Origin of the sequence: Burkholderia sp. Bp9140 (genome assembly GCF_003853425.1) — a bacterium.
Lineage (GTDB): Bacteria > Pseudomonadota > Gammaproteobacteria > Burkholderiales > Burkholderiaceae > Burkholderia.
The window spans coordinates 1-18,531 of the sequence record NZ_QTPQ01000055.1; the positions used below are offsets into that span (position 1 = coordinate 1).

At 61.5% G+C, this 18,531-nt stretch carries 15 protein-coding genes and 2 pseudogenes; 6 read left to right on the forward strand and 11 right to left on the reverse strand.

Translation table 11 applies throughout. The features are described from left to right. Window positions 1-195 (forward strand): annotated as a pseudogene (locus DIE21_RS33050) (2-aminoadipate aminotransferase); the annotation flags it as partial. An 88-nt stretch (window positions 196-283) separates the two neighbouring features. On the opposite strand, the gene DIE21_RS33055 reads toward DIE21_RS33050, so the two are convergent. Then, window positions 284-1,408 carry an aminotransferase gene (locus tag DIE21_RS33055; RefSeq protein WP_124501619.1) on the reverse strand — a complete coding sequence of 375 codons (1,125 nt, stop codon included), beginning with the start codon at window positions 1,406-1,408 and terminating at the stop codon, window positions 284-286. A 215-nt stretch (window positions 1,409-1,623) separates the two neighbouring features. Beyond that, a complete protein-coding gene (locus DIE21_RS33060; RefSeq protein WP_124501620.1) occupies window positions 1,624-2,241 on the reverse strand; it encodes a LysE family translocator in 618 nt (205 codons plus the stop codon). Window positions 2,242-2,308: 67 nt separating this feature from the next. Here DIE21_RS33060 and DIE21_RS33065 point away from each other — a divergent pair, with 67 nt between their 5' ends. The 5 genes from DIE21_RS33065 to DIE21_RS33085 all read left to right on the forward strand — a co-directional run bounded on the left by DIE21_RS33065 (window position 2,309) and on the right by DIE21_RS33085 (window position 7,835). Continuing rightward, the gene (locus DIE21_RS33065; protein ID WP_124501621.1) at window positions 2,309-3,232 is read left to right on the forward strand and encodes a LysR family transcriptional regulator; all 924 of its coding nucleotides are present in this window, start codon (window positions 2,309-2,311) and stop codon (window positions 3,230-3,232) included. A gap of 443 nt (window positions 3,233-3,675) precedes the next feature. After that, complete coding sequence (locus DIE21_RS33070) at window positions 3,676-4,809, forward strand: ParA family protein (protein ID WP_124501622.1); 1,134 nt, start codon at window positions 3,676-3,678, stop codon at window positions 4,807-4,809. Continuing rightward, complete coding sequence (locus DIE21_RS33075) at window positions 4,806-5,543, forward strand: RelA/SpoT domain-containing protein (protein WP_081051591.1); 738 nt, start codon at window positions 4,806-4,808, stop codon at window positions 5,541-5,543. Before DIE21_RS33070 ends, DIE21_RS33075 begins: the two co-directional genes overlap by 4 nt. A 421-nt stretch (window positions 5,544-5,964) precedes the next feature. Further along, window positions 5,965-6,768, forward strand: coding sequence for a hypothetical protein (locus tag DIE21_RS33080; RefSeq protein ID WP_124501623.1), 804 nt, complete (start codon window positions 5,965-5,967; stop codon window positions 6,766-6,768). 479 nt (window positions 6,769-7,247) lie between these two features. Beyond that, window positions 7,248-7,835: a J domain-containing protein gene (locus tag DIE21_RS33085; RefSeq protein ID WP_185640759.1), complete on the forward strand. Its 588-nt coding sequence runs from the start codon at window positions 7,248-7,250 to the stop codon at window positions 7,833-7,835. 297 nt (window positions 7,836-8,132) lie between these two features. Here DIE21_RS33085 and DIE21_RS38070 read toward each other — a convergent pair. From DIE21_RS38070 to DIE21_RS33125, 9 genes and pseudogenes are all read right to left on the reverse strand, one after another. Next, a pseudogene (locus tag DIE21_RS38070) lies at window positions 8,133-8,293 on the reverse strand (IS630 family transposase); the annotation flags it as partial. 48 nt (window positions 8,294-8,341) lie between these two features. Beyond that, entirely contained in the window at window positions 8,342-9,310 is a 969-nt protein-coding gene (locus DIE21_RS33090; protein ID WP_124501625.1) for a hypothetical protein, read from the reverse strand. Between the two features lie 476 nt (window positions 9,311-9,786). Further along, a complete protein-coding gene (locus tag DIE21_RS33095; protein ID WP_124501626.1) occupies window positions 9,787-11,496 on the reverse strand; it encodes a hypothetical protein in 1,710 nt (569 codons plus the stop codon). A 518-nt stretch (window positions 11,497-12,014) separates the two neighbouring features. Further along, window positions 12,015-14,600 (reverse strand): bifunctional aconitate hydratase 2/2-methylisocitrate dehydratase, encoded by a 2,586-nt coding sequence (acnB, locus tag DIE21_RS33100; RefSeq protein WP_124501627.1) that lies wholly within the window; start codon window positions 14,598-14,600, stop codon window positions 12,015-12,017. Window positions 14,601-15,130: 530 nt separating this feature from the next. Then, window positions 15,131-15,589 carry a MarR family winged helix-turn-helix transcriptional regulator gene (locus DIE21_RS33105; protein WP_124501628.1) on the reverse strand — a complete coding sequence of 153 codons (459 nt, stop codon included), beginning with the start codon at window positions 15,587-15,589 and terminating at the stop codon, window positions 15,131-15,133. Window positions 15,590-15,635: 46 nt separating this feature from the next. Beyond that, window positions 15,636-16,517: an NmrA family NAD(P)-binding protein gene (locus tag DIE21_RS33110; protein WP_124501629.1), complete on the reverse strand. Its 882-nt coding sequence runs from the start codon at window positions 16,515-16,517 to the stop codon at window positions 15,636-15,638. Window positions 16,518-16,669: 152 nt separating this feature from the next. Continuing rightward, on the reverse strand, window positions 16,670-17,278 hold the full coding sequence (locus DIE21_RS33115) for a glutathione S-transferase family protein (protein ID WP_124501630.1): 609 nt from the start codon (window positions 17,276-17,278) through the stop codon (window positions 16,670-16,672). Window positions 17,279-17,615: 337 nt separating this feature from the next. Continuing rightward, complete coding sequence (gene moaD / locus DIE21_RS33120) at window positions 17,616-17,873, reverse strand: molybdopterin converting factor subunit 1 (RefSeq protein ID WP_124501631.1); 258 nt, start codon at window positions 17,871-17,873, stop codon at window positions 17,616-17,618. A gap of 52 nt (window positions 17,874-17,925) precedes the next feature. Then, window positions 17,926-18,489 (reverse strand): molybdenum cofactor biosynthesis protein MoaE, encoded by a 564-nt coding sequence (locus DIE21_RS33125; protein WP_124501632.1) that lies wholly within the window; start codon window positions 18,487-18,489, stop codon window positions 17,926-17,928. Window positions 18,490-18,531: the final 42 nt, after the last annotated feature.

Sequence of the window (18,531 nt, forward strand, 5' to 3'; positions counted from 1 at the left end):
CCGGCGCAGGTCGATGCGATGCGGCTGTACCAGCTCGCGCTGGAGCAGGGGATCACGATCGGCCCCGGCTACATGTTTTCGATCACGGACAACTACCGGAACTTCATCCGGCTGAACTACAGCAGCCCGTGGTCGCCGGAAATCGAGCAGGCGGTGATCGCGGTGGGGAAGCTGGCGGCGTCGTGCATGCGGTGAAGCGATGGCCGGTGCGCGTCGCATGCACCGGCCTGTTTGATGCCGATATCCGGGCCGAACCGCGGGCCCGGATATCGGCGCGCGGCGATCAGCCGGCCTTCGTGCGCAGGAACGCCGACACGCGCGCGAGCCCTTGCTCGAGCACCGTCCGGCTGTTGGCATAGCCGATCCGCACATAGCCTTCCATGTCGAGCGCGCTGCCCGGCGTGAACATCACGCCGGTTGCCTCGATCAGTTCCGTGCAGAACGCGCGCGACGGCATGTCGAACGCGTACTTCAGCAGCGCCGTCGTGCCCGACTTCGGCTTGACCCACGAAATCGCCGGCTCGCGCTCGACCCATGCATCGAGAATCGCGAGGTTGGTGCGCACGATGTCGTGATTGCGCTGCATGATTACGTCGCGGTGCTCGAGCGCGAGTGTCGCGAGGTAGTCGTCGATCATCCCGACGCTGATCGTGTTGTAGTCGCGATGGACGCTCACCGCGTGGATCAGCTCGACCGGCCCGGCGATCCAGCCAAGGCGCAGCCCGGCGAGCGAATACGTCTTCGACATGCTCGCCGTGCTGATGCCGCGCTCGTACAGGTCGGCGATCGATGCACTGTAGCCGCTGCCGGCCTGATCGGTGCCGCGATAGACTTCGTCGCACAGCACATACGCGCCGCGGCGCTTCGCGATCTCGACGATCCTGCCGAGCAGCGCTTCGTCCATCAGCGAGCCGGTCGGGTTGTTCGGGTTGTTGATCGCGATCAGGCGCGTCTTGTCGTCGACGAGGGACGCGAGCGCGTCGAGATCCGGCAGGAACCCGTTTTCCTCGCGCAGCTTCAGCACCTTCACGTTCGCGCCGTAGCTTTCCGGAATCGAGTAGTGCTGCTGGTAGGTCGGCAACACCGACACGACCGTGTCGCCCGGCTCCACCAGCGTTTCATAGATGAGCGCGTTGCCGCCGATCGCGCCGTGCGTGACGATCACGTTGGACGCCGACTGGCGCGCGTAGGTCGATGCGATCGCTTCGCGCAGACGCGGCGTGCCTTCGATCGCGCCGTACGTGAGCTTCATCGGACGCAGCTCGTCGAGCAGCGTGTCCTGCTTGTCGGTCATCGTCAGCAGCTGATCGACGGTCAGCGATTCGACGCACGTTTCCGCGAGGTTGTACGTACAGTGGTTCTCGTGCAGGTCCATCCAGCGTTCGACACCGAATTCCTTGATCTTCATGGTTGTTCCTTTCTCGGGTTGGCCTTGAAAGCGATGCTGCCAAGTATCTGCCTTTAAGAATGAATTGTCTATAGTAGACTAAAAATCTATATATCTGGATGGTGTGAGCCGAGAAAGCCAGGCAGCGCATCGCGATGATTGCCGGCCGCGATGCGATACCGGGACGGGCGAGCGGGGCGTTGCTGCCGGATTGACGTTGACCGGCCACGCATCGATCAGCGACTGCCGCGCGCAACGGCGAGCATTACCCCGAAGCCGACCAGCAGGACGCCAAAGGTGCGGTCGATCCAGTGACGTAAGGACAGCAAACGATCACGGACAGCCTCGGCCGAGAAACAGACGGCCACCAGACTGAACCAGCCCGCGTGCGCCAGCGCGATGAACAGGCCGTAGCCGATCTGCACGAACAATGGCGTGTCGGGGCGGACGGCCTGCATGAACAGGCTGACGATGAACACGGTGGTTTTCGGATTCAGCGCGTTGGTCAGGAAACCGGTGCGCAGCGCCGCGAGATCCGACAGCGGCGCGGCCTGCGTCGCGGGCCGGCCGTCAGCGGGTTTGGCCGCGAGCATCTTCGCGCCGAGGTAGATCAGGTAGATCGCGCCGACGAGCTTGACGGCATCGAAGAGCCACAGGGATTGACGGATCAACAGGCCCACGCCGAGCAGCGTGTAGCTCACGTGTACCGTCACGCCCAGTCCGATCCCCCACGCGGTGAGCAAGCCCGACCGGTGCGACAGCATCAGGCTGTTGCGCGTGACCATCGCGAAATCCGGCCCCGGGCTGATGACGGCCAGCAAAGTGATGGTGAATACGACTATCCATTCCGTCATTGCATCGTCCTTTTGAAGTTCATCGTGATGCGTCAATATTAGGGATCAAGGTTCATCAGGAAAAACGATGATTTCTGACCAGAATGGTGAGTCTGACTCACATGAGGTTCGCGCCAATCTGCCGTCGTTGATGGCCCTGCGCTGCTTCGAAGCGGCGGCGCGCCATGAGCATTTCAGCCGTGCCGCCGATGAACTGCATGTGACGCACGGCGCCGTCAGTCGGGCGGTGCGTCTGCTCGAAGACGATCTGGGGGTGGCGTTGTTCGAGCGGCGCAGTCGTCGTGTCTTCCTGACCGATGCGGGCCGCAAGCTGGCGCAGGCCGTCCATGACGGTCTGCATCTGATGAGACAGGCCGCAAACGAGTTACGGACCGAGGCGGCCCGTGCGCAGCATTGGGTGCTGTCGTGCGAGCCCACGCTGCTGATGCGCTGGCTGATTCCGCGCTGGCCGGACTTCCAGGCGACCTATCCGGGCGTCGATATCCATCTCGCCGCGGCGGGCGGCCCGTTCTCGTTCGACCACGGTATCGACATGGCGATCCGCCGCAACGACTTTGCGTGGCCCGACGGTTATCACGCCGAGCAGCTGTTCACGGAAAGAGTTGGTCCGGTGTGCCGGCCGGATAACGTGGATACGTGGTTTTCCGGCAGTCGCGACGGTTGCGCGTTGAAGCGGGGCGCACCGCGACTGCATACCCGGACGCGGCCGGACGCATGGAAGGCGTGGGCGGCGGCCGCGCATCAGCCGGCGGGCGGCGGACGCGGGCAGGTGTTCGACCATTTCTATTTCAGCCTTCAGGCGGCTGTTGCGGGGCTGGGTGTCGCGATCGGTCCGTGGCATCTCGTGCGCGACGATCTCGAAAGCGGTGTCCTGGTCGCGCCGATGGGTTTCGTCGAAGACGGCTCGCACTATTGTCTGCTGACGCAGGAGCCTGTGAAGGACGGCAGCGCGCAGTCGGATCTGCTCGACTGGTTGAGGACGATGGTCTGACGTGTGAGCCGGATCGTTGCGCGACGCCGGCGATACCAAAAAAATGGTTCATCGCGGATTTCCGGGGGAACACCCGGGGAGGAACGTCGGCGTTCGGCCAGTTTGAGACAGTCGACAGCATGGGTCCGCGGACGCTTGAGCGACAGTTCCACCGCTCATAGCGGACGCGTGTTCATCTACCGTGCAACACGGTCGCTTATTTTGAACGGTCTTGGCATGGCGTGGCGTTCACCGTGTGCTGCCGCGTTACCCGTCACCCTCCCGGCGGGAAAGACGTGCGCCTGCGCGCACGCAGCTTGAGTCCCGCAAATAAACGCAGCGAAGTCTGGTCGGGGCGGACTGGGCCGTCGAACCAATACCCTGCTGAAAATTTTCACCACACGACCAGAAAAGCGGGCGTATCATTACGGTCTTAATGAGCGGGTTGACTACCAATTACCAAAATGAATCCCAAAATCATCTCTGTCTTCAACAATAAAGGCGGCGTCGGTAAAACTACTCTGACGTTTCACCTTGGACACGCATTGGCAGGTATGGGGCATAAGGTGCTCATGGTGGACCTCGATCCCCAATGTAACCTTTCGATTTATGGTGTTCCGGTAGAGCAGATTCAATCGTTATGGGATAACGAGAATCCATACATTGACGAACCCGGTTTCGCTGAAACTCAGAAGGTCGTCGCGGCGGAAGAATTCACGCGACTGCTGGCTGAACCGCGGACCATGCACTTTCTTTTGAAGCCGACGGAGGAAGGGACCGCAGAACTAGAGTCGCTGCCGCCACCGATCACTCTCTCGAAGAACCTGGATCTCATACCCGGGCGGCTTACGTTGCACATGTTCGAGGAACAGATCTCTAGGCGATGGAGCGATGCTTTCATCGGGCAGCCATTAGCTCTTCGTACACTTGGTGAAATACGTCGTCTTATCTTGATGTATGCTCAAGAGCATAAATACGATTACTGCATTGTCGATACGTCGCCCAGTCTCGGATTACTCAATAAGGTCGCATTGAGTACGGTAGACGCATTCTTGGTTCCCTGTGCTCCTGACTTATTTAGTCTATATGGAATTCGCAACATCGGAAATTCACTTCAACGATGGGCGCACGAATTCAGAACGCTTTACACACTTATCTCACCAAGTCGGCGGGGGGCTTTGCCGGAGACTATGGTTCGTTTCCTGGGATACACCATTTACAACGCGAAACGACGGGCGGGAGCCAGCGAGTGGGACATGGCCGGTGCGCACTTTGATTATGCCCGCCAAATTCCTGAGACGATCGCGGGGCATTTGCCGTCCGAATTTAGCGCGGGTATCTCGGAGGCTAGCCTGCGATTACCAATTGGCGAAATGTCAGTGATGCACTCTCACAATACGTTTCCGTCTCACGCCCAAAAGTATCACAGTCCCATGTGGGAACTCCCCAATTTGCAGAATCTGGATGCGTCCGACAGCCCTACGATTCAAGCCAGTCGTGAAAAGTATTATGAAACTAAAGGAGCGTACGCGACCTTCGCGGCTGATGTGATATCTCGGATTGAGGCTCTCGCGCCGACCGGGGCAACACAATCATGAGTGGTCCAACGCCTGAGGAACTAGATGCTGCGCTAGCTGCTTTCGAGGCGCGGCGCGATCAAGTTGATTGGTTCCGCAAGCAAGTGGCGGATTTTTTCACGACCAGCCGGGTGCTGACTACCGGACCTCTACCAGCAGTTCATTCGGTTAAGTCCAGAGTGAAAGACGCGTCGCATCTCAAAGAAAAGATCGCGAGAAAGTGGAGCGCGGGTCCGATCACGGCGGAGAACTTTTTTGAACGTATCAACGACGCAGCTGGGGTACGGGTGCTGCATCTGCATTCTCGCCAATTAGAAAAGATTCATCGGGCGACGATGAGTCAGGTCGAACAGGGTTACTGGTTTCTATCCGAACCTCCCGTTGCATATAGTTGGGACCCGGAAGCAACGGCGTTCTTCCAGAGCCTTGGTCTTCGGGCAGAGACGCGCGAAACTTACTACACCAGCATTCACTACATTGTGAAGCCGCAAGAGCGTGTAGACATCACCTGCGAAATTCAAGTGCGCACCCTGTTTGAGGAGGTTTGGGGAGAAATCGATCATGCTCTTAACTATCCGCATCCGACCACGAGCCTACCTTGTAAAGAACAACTCCGCGTTTTGGCAAAGCTAGCATCGACCGGTACCAGATTGGCCGATGCCATTTTTGCGATTCGTGACAGTGAGTCTGCGGAGGCGAAGCCCGACATCGAAGAGCGCATAGCGCCACAGGTTCATCGATCGAACATGAATTGAAGTGCGAGCGCATCCCGGCTTGTTCCGACGTTAGCGTGTGTTGCCAAAACAATGGCCAGCACACAAAACGAATTGGCGAGTGGCGCCTGTTCTTCAGAACGAGACATTGCATCAACCGCCGTCGAACGGCCGAGTTGGGTCGAAAGTGCCTATTCGCTGAGCCTGACAGCAGACGTTCGGTGCAGATGATCAGCCGAACGTCTGCAAGGTAGCGTCAAGTCGACCTGCCGCGGCCGACACGTGAACGCCTGCAAAGGCCGAGCACTTGCCGCTCAGCGCGTAGGCACGGGGCCACTGATATCCGGTTAAACAGCCGTTGAGGCTGCGCGGGTTCCAACGGCGGTAGTGGTTCGATTGATCGCCATGTCCTCCACGAAACAATCGACAACTTGGAACTATACTGGGCAACCTGGAGGCTTCCATGACCGATCACGACAGACTGCATCCACTACGTCCGCTCCTGAAAAATTGGGTTTGGGAGCATGGTCGAATCGGGACTCGCTATCTGGACTGCGTTGATGGCGAAATCAGGTTTGACGAGGGCAAGAAGTCGCATTTCGCGGCCGAGAAATATATCTATGTGCCCCTTGGCAAGGGCGCTGAAGACGATGCATCTGCGGAGGGTCCTGCGATCCAGGAGGCTGGACTTGCCCGGTTTTTGCGGGCCGCGCAGTTGAGTACGCCGGAGGAAGCCGGTTCTGTAGCGGATGTCCAGCGCGCAGTACAGGACTGCGTGGAGATTGGCCTGTTCAGCGCATATCAATGGGAGGCTCGAAAGGCGTTTGCCCGATACGCGCAGGAACCCATGTTCGATGACGAGATCCGCGCGGCGGTTGTCGACGACATCCGGCGTATTTACGCCGGCATGCGGGAGCAACTGGCGCTGTACGATTTCAGTGTGCTCCACAGCTTGCCCATGCCGCTGCTTATCGGCGACACGCCCTTCATCGACTGGCGCGTGCGTGCCAGTCCGGCACTTCCGTTTGTATCGCTCCCGCTGGGACCTTACTGCCTGCTGGTAGGCGCGCCGTCAGGCAGGAAAAGCCGAATCGCCCCGGTGGTCTGGAAGGCCGCTGCCGCGATGGGCCCGTTGAAGGACCACAACCGCCAAATCGAGGAGCAGGCACGTCTGTGGCTGGTGGCGACCACGGATGACCAACTCGTCGCTGCGCAAAGCCGCATTGCTGCGGCCATCGGCTCCAGGCAAGGGAATGTGAAGCCCTGACCGAAGTTGACCTTAAGCAGATCGTCGGCGGTGGCTGAGTTATGAGCGGTAGTCCGTTGCCTCGTCGGGCGGTTACTGCCTACAAATATCGACGGATCACCTGGTTTCCCTGTTTTGCCGTACGTTGCAATGCGGTAACGTCGCCATGCGGCCATTGACGGCCGTTCATTCGCACTCCCTCGCGGACGTGTGCCCTCGAGATAGCGGAGCAGACCGAGGTCTGACGGTAACATGGCCGGCGAGCGGACGCTTGCCGGCGCATGAAGCGCCGTTAGCCTGCATGCTCATTCGGACACTCGAGCGACCGCTCCAGTCGGCAAACGGCCGTTCCGATGAGAATGATTCAGATTTCGTCATCTGCCAAAGCGCCCCTGACCTGCACTCAGGGTGTTCAGAACGTGGTGAATTCTCAACCCGACGGATTGGCGCGGCGGCGACATGCTACGATCAACGCGATCCGACTTTCATCCCGACGCACAATGACGACAATGTATGAATTGCTCGGTGTGTGCGAGAACGCCACCAACGAGGAAATCAAGCGCAGCTACCGAAAGGCAGCGATGAAAGCGCATCCCGACCGCAACGTCGGGTGCGAAGCGGACGCGCATGCGCGATTTCAGGAGATCAAGGAGGCATACGCGATTCTCTCGAACCCGGAGCTGCGCCGCGTCTATGACACCGTTTACGCAGAGGAAATGCTCCGTCACGCACGGCTTCGCGAAGAAGAGGAGCGCTTGAAGGCGGAGCGCGAAGCGGAATATGCGCGGTTCGTGGCATGGGCGATGCGCTTCGCCGAACAAGGGCACAACCGCGACGTCGTGTTCGGTGTTCTGCTCGGCCGTGATTGCGATGTTCAACTCGCCGAGCGCATTGCCGGCAGCGTGGTCGAGCTGCATGCGTCGCGCCAGCCGAGCGCATCGCGGGACGGGCAGCGTGATGAGCAGATGCCGCAATGCGAGAAGAGGGCGACACAGGCGCCAAAGAGCGACGCGCGAAGGAGTGACGAACACGTGCATAGTGACTTTTTCAGCGCTCTGTGGCACGGCGTATTCGGGCTGCGCCCGTGAGTCCTGGTGGGTGACCGGTTTTGCGAGCGCGGAACTCAACCGCGATCGGTGCCATCTTCGGGGGAGGTTCTTCGATCGACTGCTTCATGAATTGACGGCTAATTGGGCAGTATTCGGCCACAAAGAGTCGTTTGCTATTGCCTGGAATTGGGCATTTAGACGACCGCTACGCCGTGACAATGGACCTTCGCGCTTTGATCGGATTCTGGGCGAACTGGCGCCTTGGGCCACAGGCAAAAATGTGCGGTGACGGCTTAGGCTGTATTGAATCTATTGAGAATTGCATCAATCATGACATCACCACGGCTCGGCTTGTTTCCAGCAGGCAGTTATGATCAATTGCCGTCGCTGACCACTGCGCAGCTTGTTGCGTGTAGTGAGTTAGAGTTCGTTCAGCGAATGGGACAGAAGTTGGCCAAGGCATGGCGCTTGAACCAGGCCCATAAGTATCCCGACGGGGCCGAAATCAATGAAAGTGACGGAACATTTAAATGCAAGCGCCGCAACTACATGCCGTCCTGTTGCACCTTAATTCCCAAGACGCCGAAGATATTAGTTTCCACGATTTGCTGCCCAGTCAGATACGGTTCAACCGTTTGATCTCCCCGCGCGAACCGCCGCACGAGCGCGGCGAGGTACGCGGCGGCCGTCAATTCCTGGGCAATCCGCACGATGGTGCCCGGGTTGTCGCTGGCCGCGCATACCTTATTGTCGAGCGAACAGATGCTCGTGTACCCAAAGTGATTTGCGCCCGGAATCGTGATCAGCACTCTAGGCGATTGACCTGCGGCATAGGCGGCCATCGGATCGACACCTGCTTGCATTGTGTCCACCGCGCCGGCAATCACCATTAGCCCATTCGGAGCAACGCTCGAAGCGAGCGCGCTCAGATCGGGACCGCTGCCCCGGACCGCCGGTGCGATGAGACACATCGCCAGCGGAGTCGGTCCGCCCGCGCTGACTAAATCACCTCTTGCGATGAGGCAACTCCCGCCGCCCGTTGAATGCCCGCAAAGCAGAATCCGGTTGAGGTCCAGTCGATTCTGAAACAAAGGATTGATGGACGCCAGGAATTGGTACATTGCGACCAGCACTTGCGCTCGCTCGAAAGCGCCTAGGAAAGTAAGCCCGCTGAGATCCGGCACGACCGCCACACAACCGTACGAGCAGACATGGTCGAGCATGAAATCTGCTCGAGTGAAGTCCTTGCTGATGTCCAGTATGTCAGGGTCGAGACCGGGTCCGGGAGCTTGGCAAAACAGGGTAGGATCTCGTTTCGCGTGCGCGAAGATGATGACCGGGTAATTTTTTTCTTTCATCGCCACATTAATGGGCACGGTCGGCCAATAGGACGTGCTCGACCCCGGATAGTAGATGGCCGCCGAAATATTCTTAGCGTCAGCGGTGAACGTCCCCGCAAAAGGCGTGTTAGGACAATACACTGTCTCGGTGAAGCGGTCCTGCGGGAACGGCATTGTTGTCGTTCCTGGCGTGACGCCCAATATAGCCCTTCTCACGCTGTACGGTCCGCGATAGAAAGGCGATTCCGGCGGTGGGTTCCACTTGACGGTCGTTTGGCAACTGGTTTGGCAACCCGGTATTGCACCAAGCGCGCCCCAAGCGGAGAGGGTCGAGAGGCTACGCAGGAACATCCGGCGCGAGATCATGTGCGGCGAGTGATGCATTGGTTAGCTCCGGAAACGTTTTAGTGCCGGAGAATGGGCCACGCTATCGAAGCGGCTCATCACGTGCACTCCGCTGGGTGAGCGACTTGCCTATGCGCGATGGAACGCTCCGATTGACAGCGTGAGACATATGGCGACTTGTTGCACGGCCCAACAGACAAAATAGCTCACCATTTCATGTGCGGCTTGGGATACGTGTGGTAGCGAACTTTTCCACGTATTTGTGCGGAACGCATGAGTGAGTCGTACAGGCAGACTGATCTCCTTCAGCGCCCCTTCGTCGAACTGTCGTGCAAGAGACTCTGCATCTCCTGCAGCGCTTGTTCGATGTGTTGAACATACGCGCGCGGATCAACGGCCTTGCGGATTGCCGGGTTCTTAAACCACACCGGCGATGGATCGACCGCCGGACCGATTGGCCCGCGCACCCCGGGAACCTGTTCGATGATGTGGGCAATTTCGCAAAGTTTCGTCAGGCGTTCGGAGAAGGCCCGATCCATAGTGACAAAGCTCTCCCCTCCGTACGCTTCGGTTCCATCGGCGAGATCGATCGTTAAGTCGATGCGAATCGCTGCCGGCGATGGGGGAAGCCCCAGAATTGTGAGGCTGTAGTCGTGACTGACCTGCGTGAGCGCCCCGGACACAGACCAGGTGTACCCGACGATGCCAATGCCGACGACGCTGGAAATATCCGCCGTAAATACGACAGTCGCACCCTCCGTATAGACCGGCGTGCATGAGCTTCCCCCCGGCGCGGTGGCGCGAATCGCGATCCGAGGCGTCGCTACGATCTGCACAGGCGGCATATCGGACCCATCCGTTGCGGGCAGATGCTTGTAGCTGGGCCCGTCCCCCGTCTTGGACCAAAGTGCGACCTTCGGGACGAGCGAATAGGTGGTTGCCTGCGATAGGCGGAACGTGATCGGCAGGTTTGCCGGAATCGCGTCTCCCTCCGCAACTTTGGGTAGCGGGGTCGATGTGTCTTCCCCGTACGCCCATATGTCGCCCCCGACACAGAGATGCAGTGGCAAAGTGGTGTGGAACCCCATGTTTTCAGCGCTGAACGTGGCTTCGATGGTGCCTCCTGAGCCAGCATACGCGGCCGGCGAAAGAGACAGCGCCGAGGTTGCAGCCAGAGCAGGTCGCGGGCGAACCGACGTGTAGCTCGTGCAGAACAGGCCTCCCCACGATCTGTCCGCGTTGGTTTCGGTGATGTAGACGGAGGAACCGCTCGCGTCGACATCGAGGACGCACAGTTCGTCCGGTAGGTCGTTGTCGTAAATCTCGACTCGCGCATGGTGCAAGCCGACTTGCTCGAAGCCGATCGCGACGACGACATGGCTGTCCGTCGGATTGGCGGACTCTCCAAGGAGACCAATCGGCCAGGGCGTGCCCGCTTCGATCTTATGGCGGAGGGTCTGCAACTCGTTCCGTACCTGGTCTCTGATCCATTGCCGCCCGTAGTCGCCGAACAGCTTGCTCATCGCAATCCATGCGACGAAGGTCGCGCCATTGGCTCGATGGCTGTCTAGCAGGCGGTTCCAGATGTAATCGCGTAGCCAGTCTGATGCTTCAGTGCCGCCTTCTGTGAGATGCAAGGGCTCGTCGTTCGCCGAATCGCCGCGAGGCAATGCCCAATTCTGCTGAAAGTAATCGACGCTGCTGTATGCCATGCCGGCACATCGAGCGTTGGCACCGTCGGCGACGGCATCTGAGAGTGCGTTCAAGGCTTGCGTGAGGGCATACGGCAGCAGGATCGGAAGGAATGGTCCAGCGATGATGAGTGCTGGACCCAGCGTCGCGATGGCGACGGGGGAGACTGCAACCAGCACCGGCGAAAGGATCGCGACGGCCGCGGGGACCACCTCGCGCACGATTGCGCGCACGTTATCGCGTTCGCCCGGGTCGACCGTCCATTCGTTCACGAACGCGTATCCATCGATGGCAGGACGAAAATCGGTGTGCACCATGGCCATGTCTTGCCCTCCTTGCGTCTGAGTGCCGGATCACAACTGCAAATGCGCGGCTTGGCTGTCATCCATAAGTTGCTCGCCACAAACCTGCCGACGGTTCCCACACGCAAGGAGCGGGCCAGGTTGGCTAGTACATTGATTTCGCTTCAATAAACGCCACCTGAAAATGTCCCGGACGAAGGAAATCGGAAAAATTGTTTCAGGCCCGATACATGACTGGACTTGTCCATTTAGCGGGCAAGCGGACATTTGAGAATGGTGCTGACAGCTCAGACACGCCGCGCACGCCGACATCTGTGTCTAGTCTCGACATGCTGCGCGCAGTCGGGAAGAGCTACGGCCGCTTTTCGGCGAGGAGGGGACATTCGGGAGAAACTCGCTGAAGGGCAGCAATGGATCGGCAAGCGACGTCCACGGAAATTCACGAAGAACCAAAAAAAAATGGCGCCGCAGGCATTCAGCCCGCGGCGCCATCGCGTGTCGCTACGACGGGTGCAACCCGCCGCAGCTCGACCGCATGCTTAGATCTGCACGGTGTCGGCGACTTCCTTGAAGTCTTCGATCTGGTCGAAGTTCATGTACTGGTAGATCTTGTCGCCGTTCGCATTGAGCACGCCCATGTCGGCCATGTACTCGTCCTTGGTCGGGATCTTGCCGAGACGCGAGCAGATCGCCGCCAGTTCCGCCGAGCCGAGGTACACGTTCGTGTTCTTGCCCAGGCGGTTCGGGAAGTTGCGGGTCGACGTCGACATCACCGTCGCGCCTTCGCGCACCTGTGCCTGGTTGCCCATGCACAGCGAGCAGCCCGGCATTTCGGTGCGGGCGCCGGCCGTGCCGAACACGCCGTAGTGACCTTCTTCCGTCAACTGCTTCTGGTCCATCTTGGTCGGCGGCGCGACCCACAGCTTGACCGGAATGTCGCGCTTGCCTTCCAGCAGCTTCGACGCGGCACGGAAGTGACCGATGTTGGTCATGCACGAGCCGATGAACACTTCGTCGATCTTCGCACCGGCGACGTCGGACAGCGTCTTCACGTCGTCCGGGTCATTCGGGCACGCAACGATCGGCTCATGGATGTCGGCCAGGTCGATCTCGATGACGGCGGCGTATTCAGCGTCGGCATCCGGCGACAGCAGCTGCGGGTCGGCCAGCCACTGCTCCATCGCCGCGATACGGCGCTGCAGGCTGCGCGGATCCTGGTAGCCCTGCGCGATCATCCACTTCAGCAGCGTGACGTTGCTGTTCAGGTACTCGATGATCGGTTCCTTGTTCAGGTGCACCGTGCAACCGGCGGCCGAACGCTCGGCCGACGCATCCGACAGCTCGAACGCTTGCTCGACCTTCAGGTCGGGCAGGCCTTCGATTTCGAGGATGCGGCCCGAGAAGATGTTCTTCTTGCCTTGCTTGGCGACCGTCAGCATGCCTTGCTTGATCGCGTACAGCGGAATCGCGTTGACCAGGTCACGCAGCGTGACGCCCGGCTGCATCTTGCCCTTGAAGCGAACCAGCACCGATTCCGGCATGTCCAGCGGCATCGTGCCGGTGGCGGCCGCGAATGCGACGAGGCCCGAGCCTGCCGGGAAGCTGATGCCGATCGGGAAGCGCGTGTGCGAGTCGCCGCCGGTGCCGACGGTGTCGGGCAGCAGCATGCGGTTCAGCCACGAGTGGATCACGCCGTCGCCCGGGCGCAGCGCGATGCCGCCACGCGTGCTGATGAAGTTCGGCAGCGTCTGGTGCGTCTTCACGTCGACCGGCTTCGGATAGGCGGCGGTGTGGCAGAACGACTGCATCACGAGGTCGGCCGAGAAGCCGAGGCACGCCAGGTCCTTCAGTTCGTCGCGGGTCATCGGGCCCGTGGTGTCCTGCGAGCCGACCGAGGTCATCTTCGGTTCGCAGTACGTGCCCGGGCGCACGCCCTGGCCTTCCGGCAGACCGCATGCGCGGCCGACCATCTTCTGCGCGAGCGAGAAGCCCTTGCCGCTGTCGGCCGGCTGGTGCGGCAGGCGGAACAGCGTCGACGGCGCGAGGCCCAGCGCTTCACGCGCCTTCGCGGTCAGGCCGCGGCCGATGATCAGCGGAATGCGGCCGCCGGCGCGCACTTCGTCGAACAGCACGTCGGACTTGACCTGGAATTCGGCGATCACGTTGCCGTCCTTCAGCGCCTTGCCTTCGTATGGGCGCAGTTCGACCACGTCGCCCATTTCCATCTGCGACACGTCGAGTTCGATCGGCAGCGCGCCGGCATCTTCCATCGTGTTGTAGAAGATCGGGGCGATCTTGCCGCCGAGGCACACGCCGCCGAAGCGCTTGTTCGGGACGAACGGGATGTCTTCGCCGGTGAACCACAGCACCGAGTTGGTGGCCGACTTGCGCGAGGAGCCGGTGCCGACCACGTCGCCCACGTAGGCGACCAGGTGGCCCTTTTCCTTCAGCGACTCGATGAACTTGACCGGGCCGCGCTTGCCGTCTTCTTCCGGCGTGATGCCGGGGCGCGCGTTCTTCAGCATCGCCAGCGCGTGCATCGGGATGTCCGGGCGGGTGGTGGCGTCCGGCGCCGGCGACAGGTCGTCGGTGTTGGTTTCGCCCGTGACCTTGAACACGGTGATGGTCAGGCTTTCAGGCACTTCCGGACGGCTCGTGAACCATTCGGCGTCGGCCCAGCTCTGCAGCACGGCCTTCGCGTGCGCATTGCCCTTGTCGGCGAGTTCCTTCACGTCATGGAACTGGTCGAACATCAGCAGGGTTTTCTTCAGTGCGTCGGCGGCGACGGCCGCGACGGCGTCGTCCGACAGCAGCTCGATCAGCGGCTGGATGTTGTAGCCGCCGAGCATCGTGCCGAGCAGTTCGGTCGCGCGTTCGCGCGAGATCAGCGCGCAGGCCGTCTCGCCCTTCGCGACGGCGGCCAGGAAGCCGGCCTTCACGCGGGCGGCTTCGTCGACACCGGCGGGGACGCGGTGGGTGATCAGGTCGAGCAGCGTCTGCTCTTCGCCTGCGGGCGGGTTCGTCAGCAGTTCCACCAGTTCGGCGGTTTGCTGAGCCGTCAGCGGCAGGGGGGGAATACCGAGCGCGGCGCGGGCGGCCACGTGAGCACGAAAGTTTTCAAGCATGGGGGGACCTGCTGAGATTGCGTTTCAGGGGAAGGGCTTTCCAGGCACGCCGAGGCTGCTGTTCCGGACACTGCTTCACTGCTTGGACGGGATTCTAATCGCAATATGGTCAGGCGTCAAATGTCTTATGTCTTATATAAGAGTTGCTGATGCGGTATCGGATGGCGGGTTGCGCGGGGCGGCGCAACCGGCGGGCTGAACGCGGTCGTGTGTGCGGGCGCCTGGGCGCGGCGAGCTGCGCGGGGCGGCGCGCCGGCAACTGATGGAGGGGGCGGGAAGTTGGTGCGGCAAGCTGCCTTGGCCGGGACCCGCAGCGCCCGTCAACGTCGCCCAGGCCCTGCCGGGTCGGGATTCCGCCATGCGGAAAGGCGGGCGCGGGCCCCCGATGGCCTGCGCCGCCTGTTCGGCGCGATCGCGAGCGGCATTCGGTTCATGCGGGCAGGGGGCGCGAACCTCGTGATCGATGTGCGCGGGCGTTTTCGGTGCTCGAGACGGGGGCGACCCAATGGTCGGAGCCCCCTGAAAGCCCGTCACTCCGGAATGGACGGAGCATCGGTGCCGACTTTCATCTCCACGAGGCTGTGACGCAGCGCATCCACGTTTTCCGCGCCGTTCAGTGTGCTGAACCGCTGTTGCGCTTCACGCCACAGCGGTGCGGCACGTTCGAAGAGCGTGGTTCCATCCGGCGTGAGTTCGACGATGCGAATGCGACCGTCTTCCGGGGACGGCCGCATCGTGACGAAGCCGTCCCGTTCCAGAACGCCGACCATCTTTCCCATCGCCGTGCGCTCGATGTCGAGGCGCTCGGCCAGCGCATTGACCGATGCGCTCTCGCGCTCGTTCAACGTTGCGAGGATCAGGAACTGCGTGATGCGCAGGCCGGACGGCTGGAGATGCGCATCGTAAAGACGCGAGATCTGACGGGCGGCCTTCCTCACGGTAAAGCAATTGCATTGATCCACACCGATGGGTTGGCTTTTCGCCCGCATTTCCCTTCTCCTTGACGTTGGCCGATTGCCGGCTTCATGCGCATTGTCACGCAAAAGCGCCGCGGTACTTCTCGATGAAGGCCGGCACCGACAGCGCGGGGGTGCCCGTGATCTTCTCGACGACATCGTTGGTGCCCCGGAACACGCCTTCCCGATAGTGCTGGGCGACTTCGACGAGATGCTGCACGAGGAACGGAGGGAACTTGTACAGTTGCTCCATCTTTTGCTTGAACACCTCGATCGAAGTCGGCGCATATTCGATCTTGATGCCGAGCACTTCGCTGATCATCGCGGCGATCTCCGTGTGGTTCAGTTCGACCGGGCCGTGAAGCGTGTAGGTCTGGCCGCCGTGGCCGGCCGGGTTCGCCAGCAGGTGTGCGATGACGCGGCCCTGGTCGTCCGAGCTGATCGGCGCGTGGCGTCCGTCCTCGAACGGAAACTCGATCTTCTGCGTGGCCCGGATTTCCTTGGCGAAGTGCGGATACACGAGCCAGTCCGCGAAGAAGGTGGGGCGCAGGTGCGTCGTCGGGACGCCCGACCAGTCGAACACGCGCTCCGACACCCAGTGATCCTGCGCCGCATGGCTGGTCGATTCCCGCCGTGCCGAAATCTGCGACATGTTGACGATCGCGCCGACGCCGGCTTCCTTCGCGGCCTGCGCGAAATAGGCCGCGGCGCCGAGAATGCCCGGTGCGATCGGATGCAGGAAGTAGGCGGCGCTGACGCCCTCCATCGCGGCGCGGATCGCATCGATGTCGGTGAAATCGCCGACGGCGATGTCGACGCCGCGTGCGCGCAGCGCGGCCGCGCGGTCGTCGTCCGAGCGCACATATGCGCGGACGCGCTTGCCCATCCGTAGCAGTTCGTCGATGGCTGCGCCGCCGGTGCGGCCGGTTGCGCCGCTGACAAGAATCGATGTTTCGTTCATGGCTGAATCCCTCCGTGAAATTAAGAGCATATGCTCCTGTTAGTCAGGATAGGAGCATATGCTTGTATGTGCAAGTTTTTAATTCGGGGCGGTACCAGTACGGCGATGGTCGAAACGTGTCGGCGCGTTGCGGGGCCTGGAGCCGTGCGCCGCTAAAACGCCGCCATGCCCCGGACGACGCCGGGCCGCGCACCGATCCTCGCGTACCACGCGTGGAGGAGGGGCAGCGCGGACCAGTCGAGATCCTGCGTCACCGCGAAGACGCTCGTGTATGCGGCGATGTCCGCGAGCGTGAACGTATCGCCGGCGATATACGGGCTGTCGGTCAGGAATCGCTCGGCCTGAACGAGCGCGTCGAGCGAGCGGCCGGCCAGCAACCGGGCGCCTGGCTCGTCGCCTTGCTGCGCGAGTGCGAACGCGCTGCCGTTGGGCGCGATCACTTCCGTGACGAAATAGAACAGGCGATCGAGGAACACGGCTGACTGCCGGCCTTGATCGGGCGCCAGGCGCTCCCGGGACCGGCTGGCCGCATGGAACATGATCGCGTTCGATTGGGTGAGGACCAGGTCGGGGCCTGTATTGCCGTCTTCCACCATGACGGGCACGAGGCCGCGCGGGTTGAGTGCCCGGAACGCGGCGGACTTGTGCTCGCCCGCCCTCAGGTCCACCTGGCTCACCGAATACGCAATGCCGGCCTCCGCCAGCGCGATGGCTGCCCTTCGGCAGTTGCCTGTTCGTGCTCCATAAAGACGGGTTGCCATGAGCGGGTCTCCGGTTGATCTTCAGGGCGGGCCGGGGCGCCGTGCGAACCGTGCGGACGTGTCGCCACGGCGGACAGGCGCAGCTCAGTTTCGCACGTCAGTCGCAGTGCGTGAACAATTCAAGTCTCGGCGCGGGGTGCAGGTGGATCGGCGAGCGCCTGCATCGGGATCTTGCGATCGAAATGCGGGCTGCCAGGGCCTCGATCGGCGTCGGGACGTTCAGGACGTTGCCGCGGATGTTTCAGCGGGAAAACTGCAGATCACGCTTGCAAGGTACGTCGCAAACGCGCGGCTGCAAGCCGTTTGCCGGTCGCGCGCGCCGTCCGATGCCTGCCCGTCACCCGCCCGTCACCGGCGGAAAGAACGCCACCTCGCTATCCTCCCGCACGACGAACCCGCCCGTCACCATCTCGAGGTTCACGGCCGCCCGCACGGGCCGGTCCATCCGCAGCGCTTCTCCACTGCGCACGTCGCGCGCGGCGAGCGTGCCGCGCAGCGCGTCGACGGTGACCTCATGCGCATCGATCTCGACGACTTCCTCGTCGGTATGCAACTGTTCGCGAATGCTCGCAAAGTATTTGATCGTCAGTTTCATCGTGAGGTCCCGGGAGGAATCGGCGGAATCGGCAAGGCATTGGCCGGCACGTTCATCCCCATCGCCGCATCGCCTGATCGTCATGCGCCTTCGGCTCGACCCAGCCGGACGCGCCGTCGTGCCGGATCTCCTTCTTCCAGAACGGCGCATGCGTCTTCAGGAAGTCCATGATGAATTCGCACGCATCGAACGCCGACGCGCGATGCGCGGCGGCCACCACGACGATCACGACCGCGTGGCCGAGTGGAATGCGCCCGACGCGATGCACGATCCTGACCGCTTCGAGCCGCCAGCGCGCGCTGGCTTCCTCGACGATGCTCCATAGCGCCTGCTCGGTCATCGTCGGATAGTGCTCGACTTCGAGCGCGATCACGTCGTCGACGTCGCCTTCGTTGCGCACGACACCGAGAAAATTCACGACCGCGCCGACATTCGGATTGCGAGCGATCGGCGCGATCTCGGCACCGGCGTCGATCGCCGCGTATTGCACACGCACCTCGAAGCCGGCGGCAATCGCCGGCGGCGGTACGCCGTGCGGGACGGCAGGTTCGGGATGGCTGCCGTCCCGCGGCGGATCGTCGGGTGGCGCGGCACGGGATTCGGTGGAAGTCGTCATGACGGTTCTCCAGTAAGCGGTGCGGGCCGCTTCGCGCGGCAG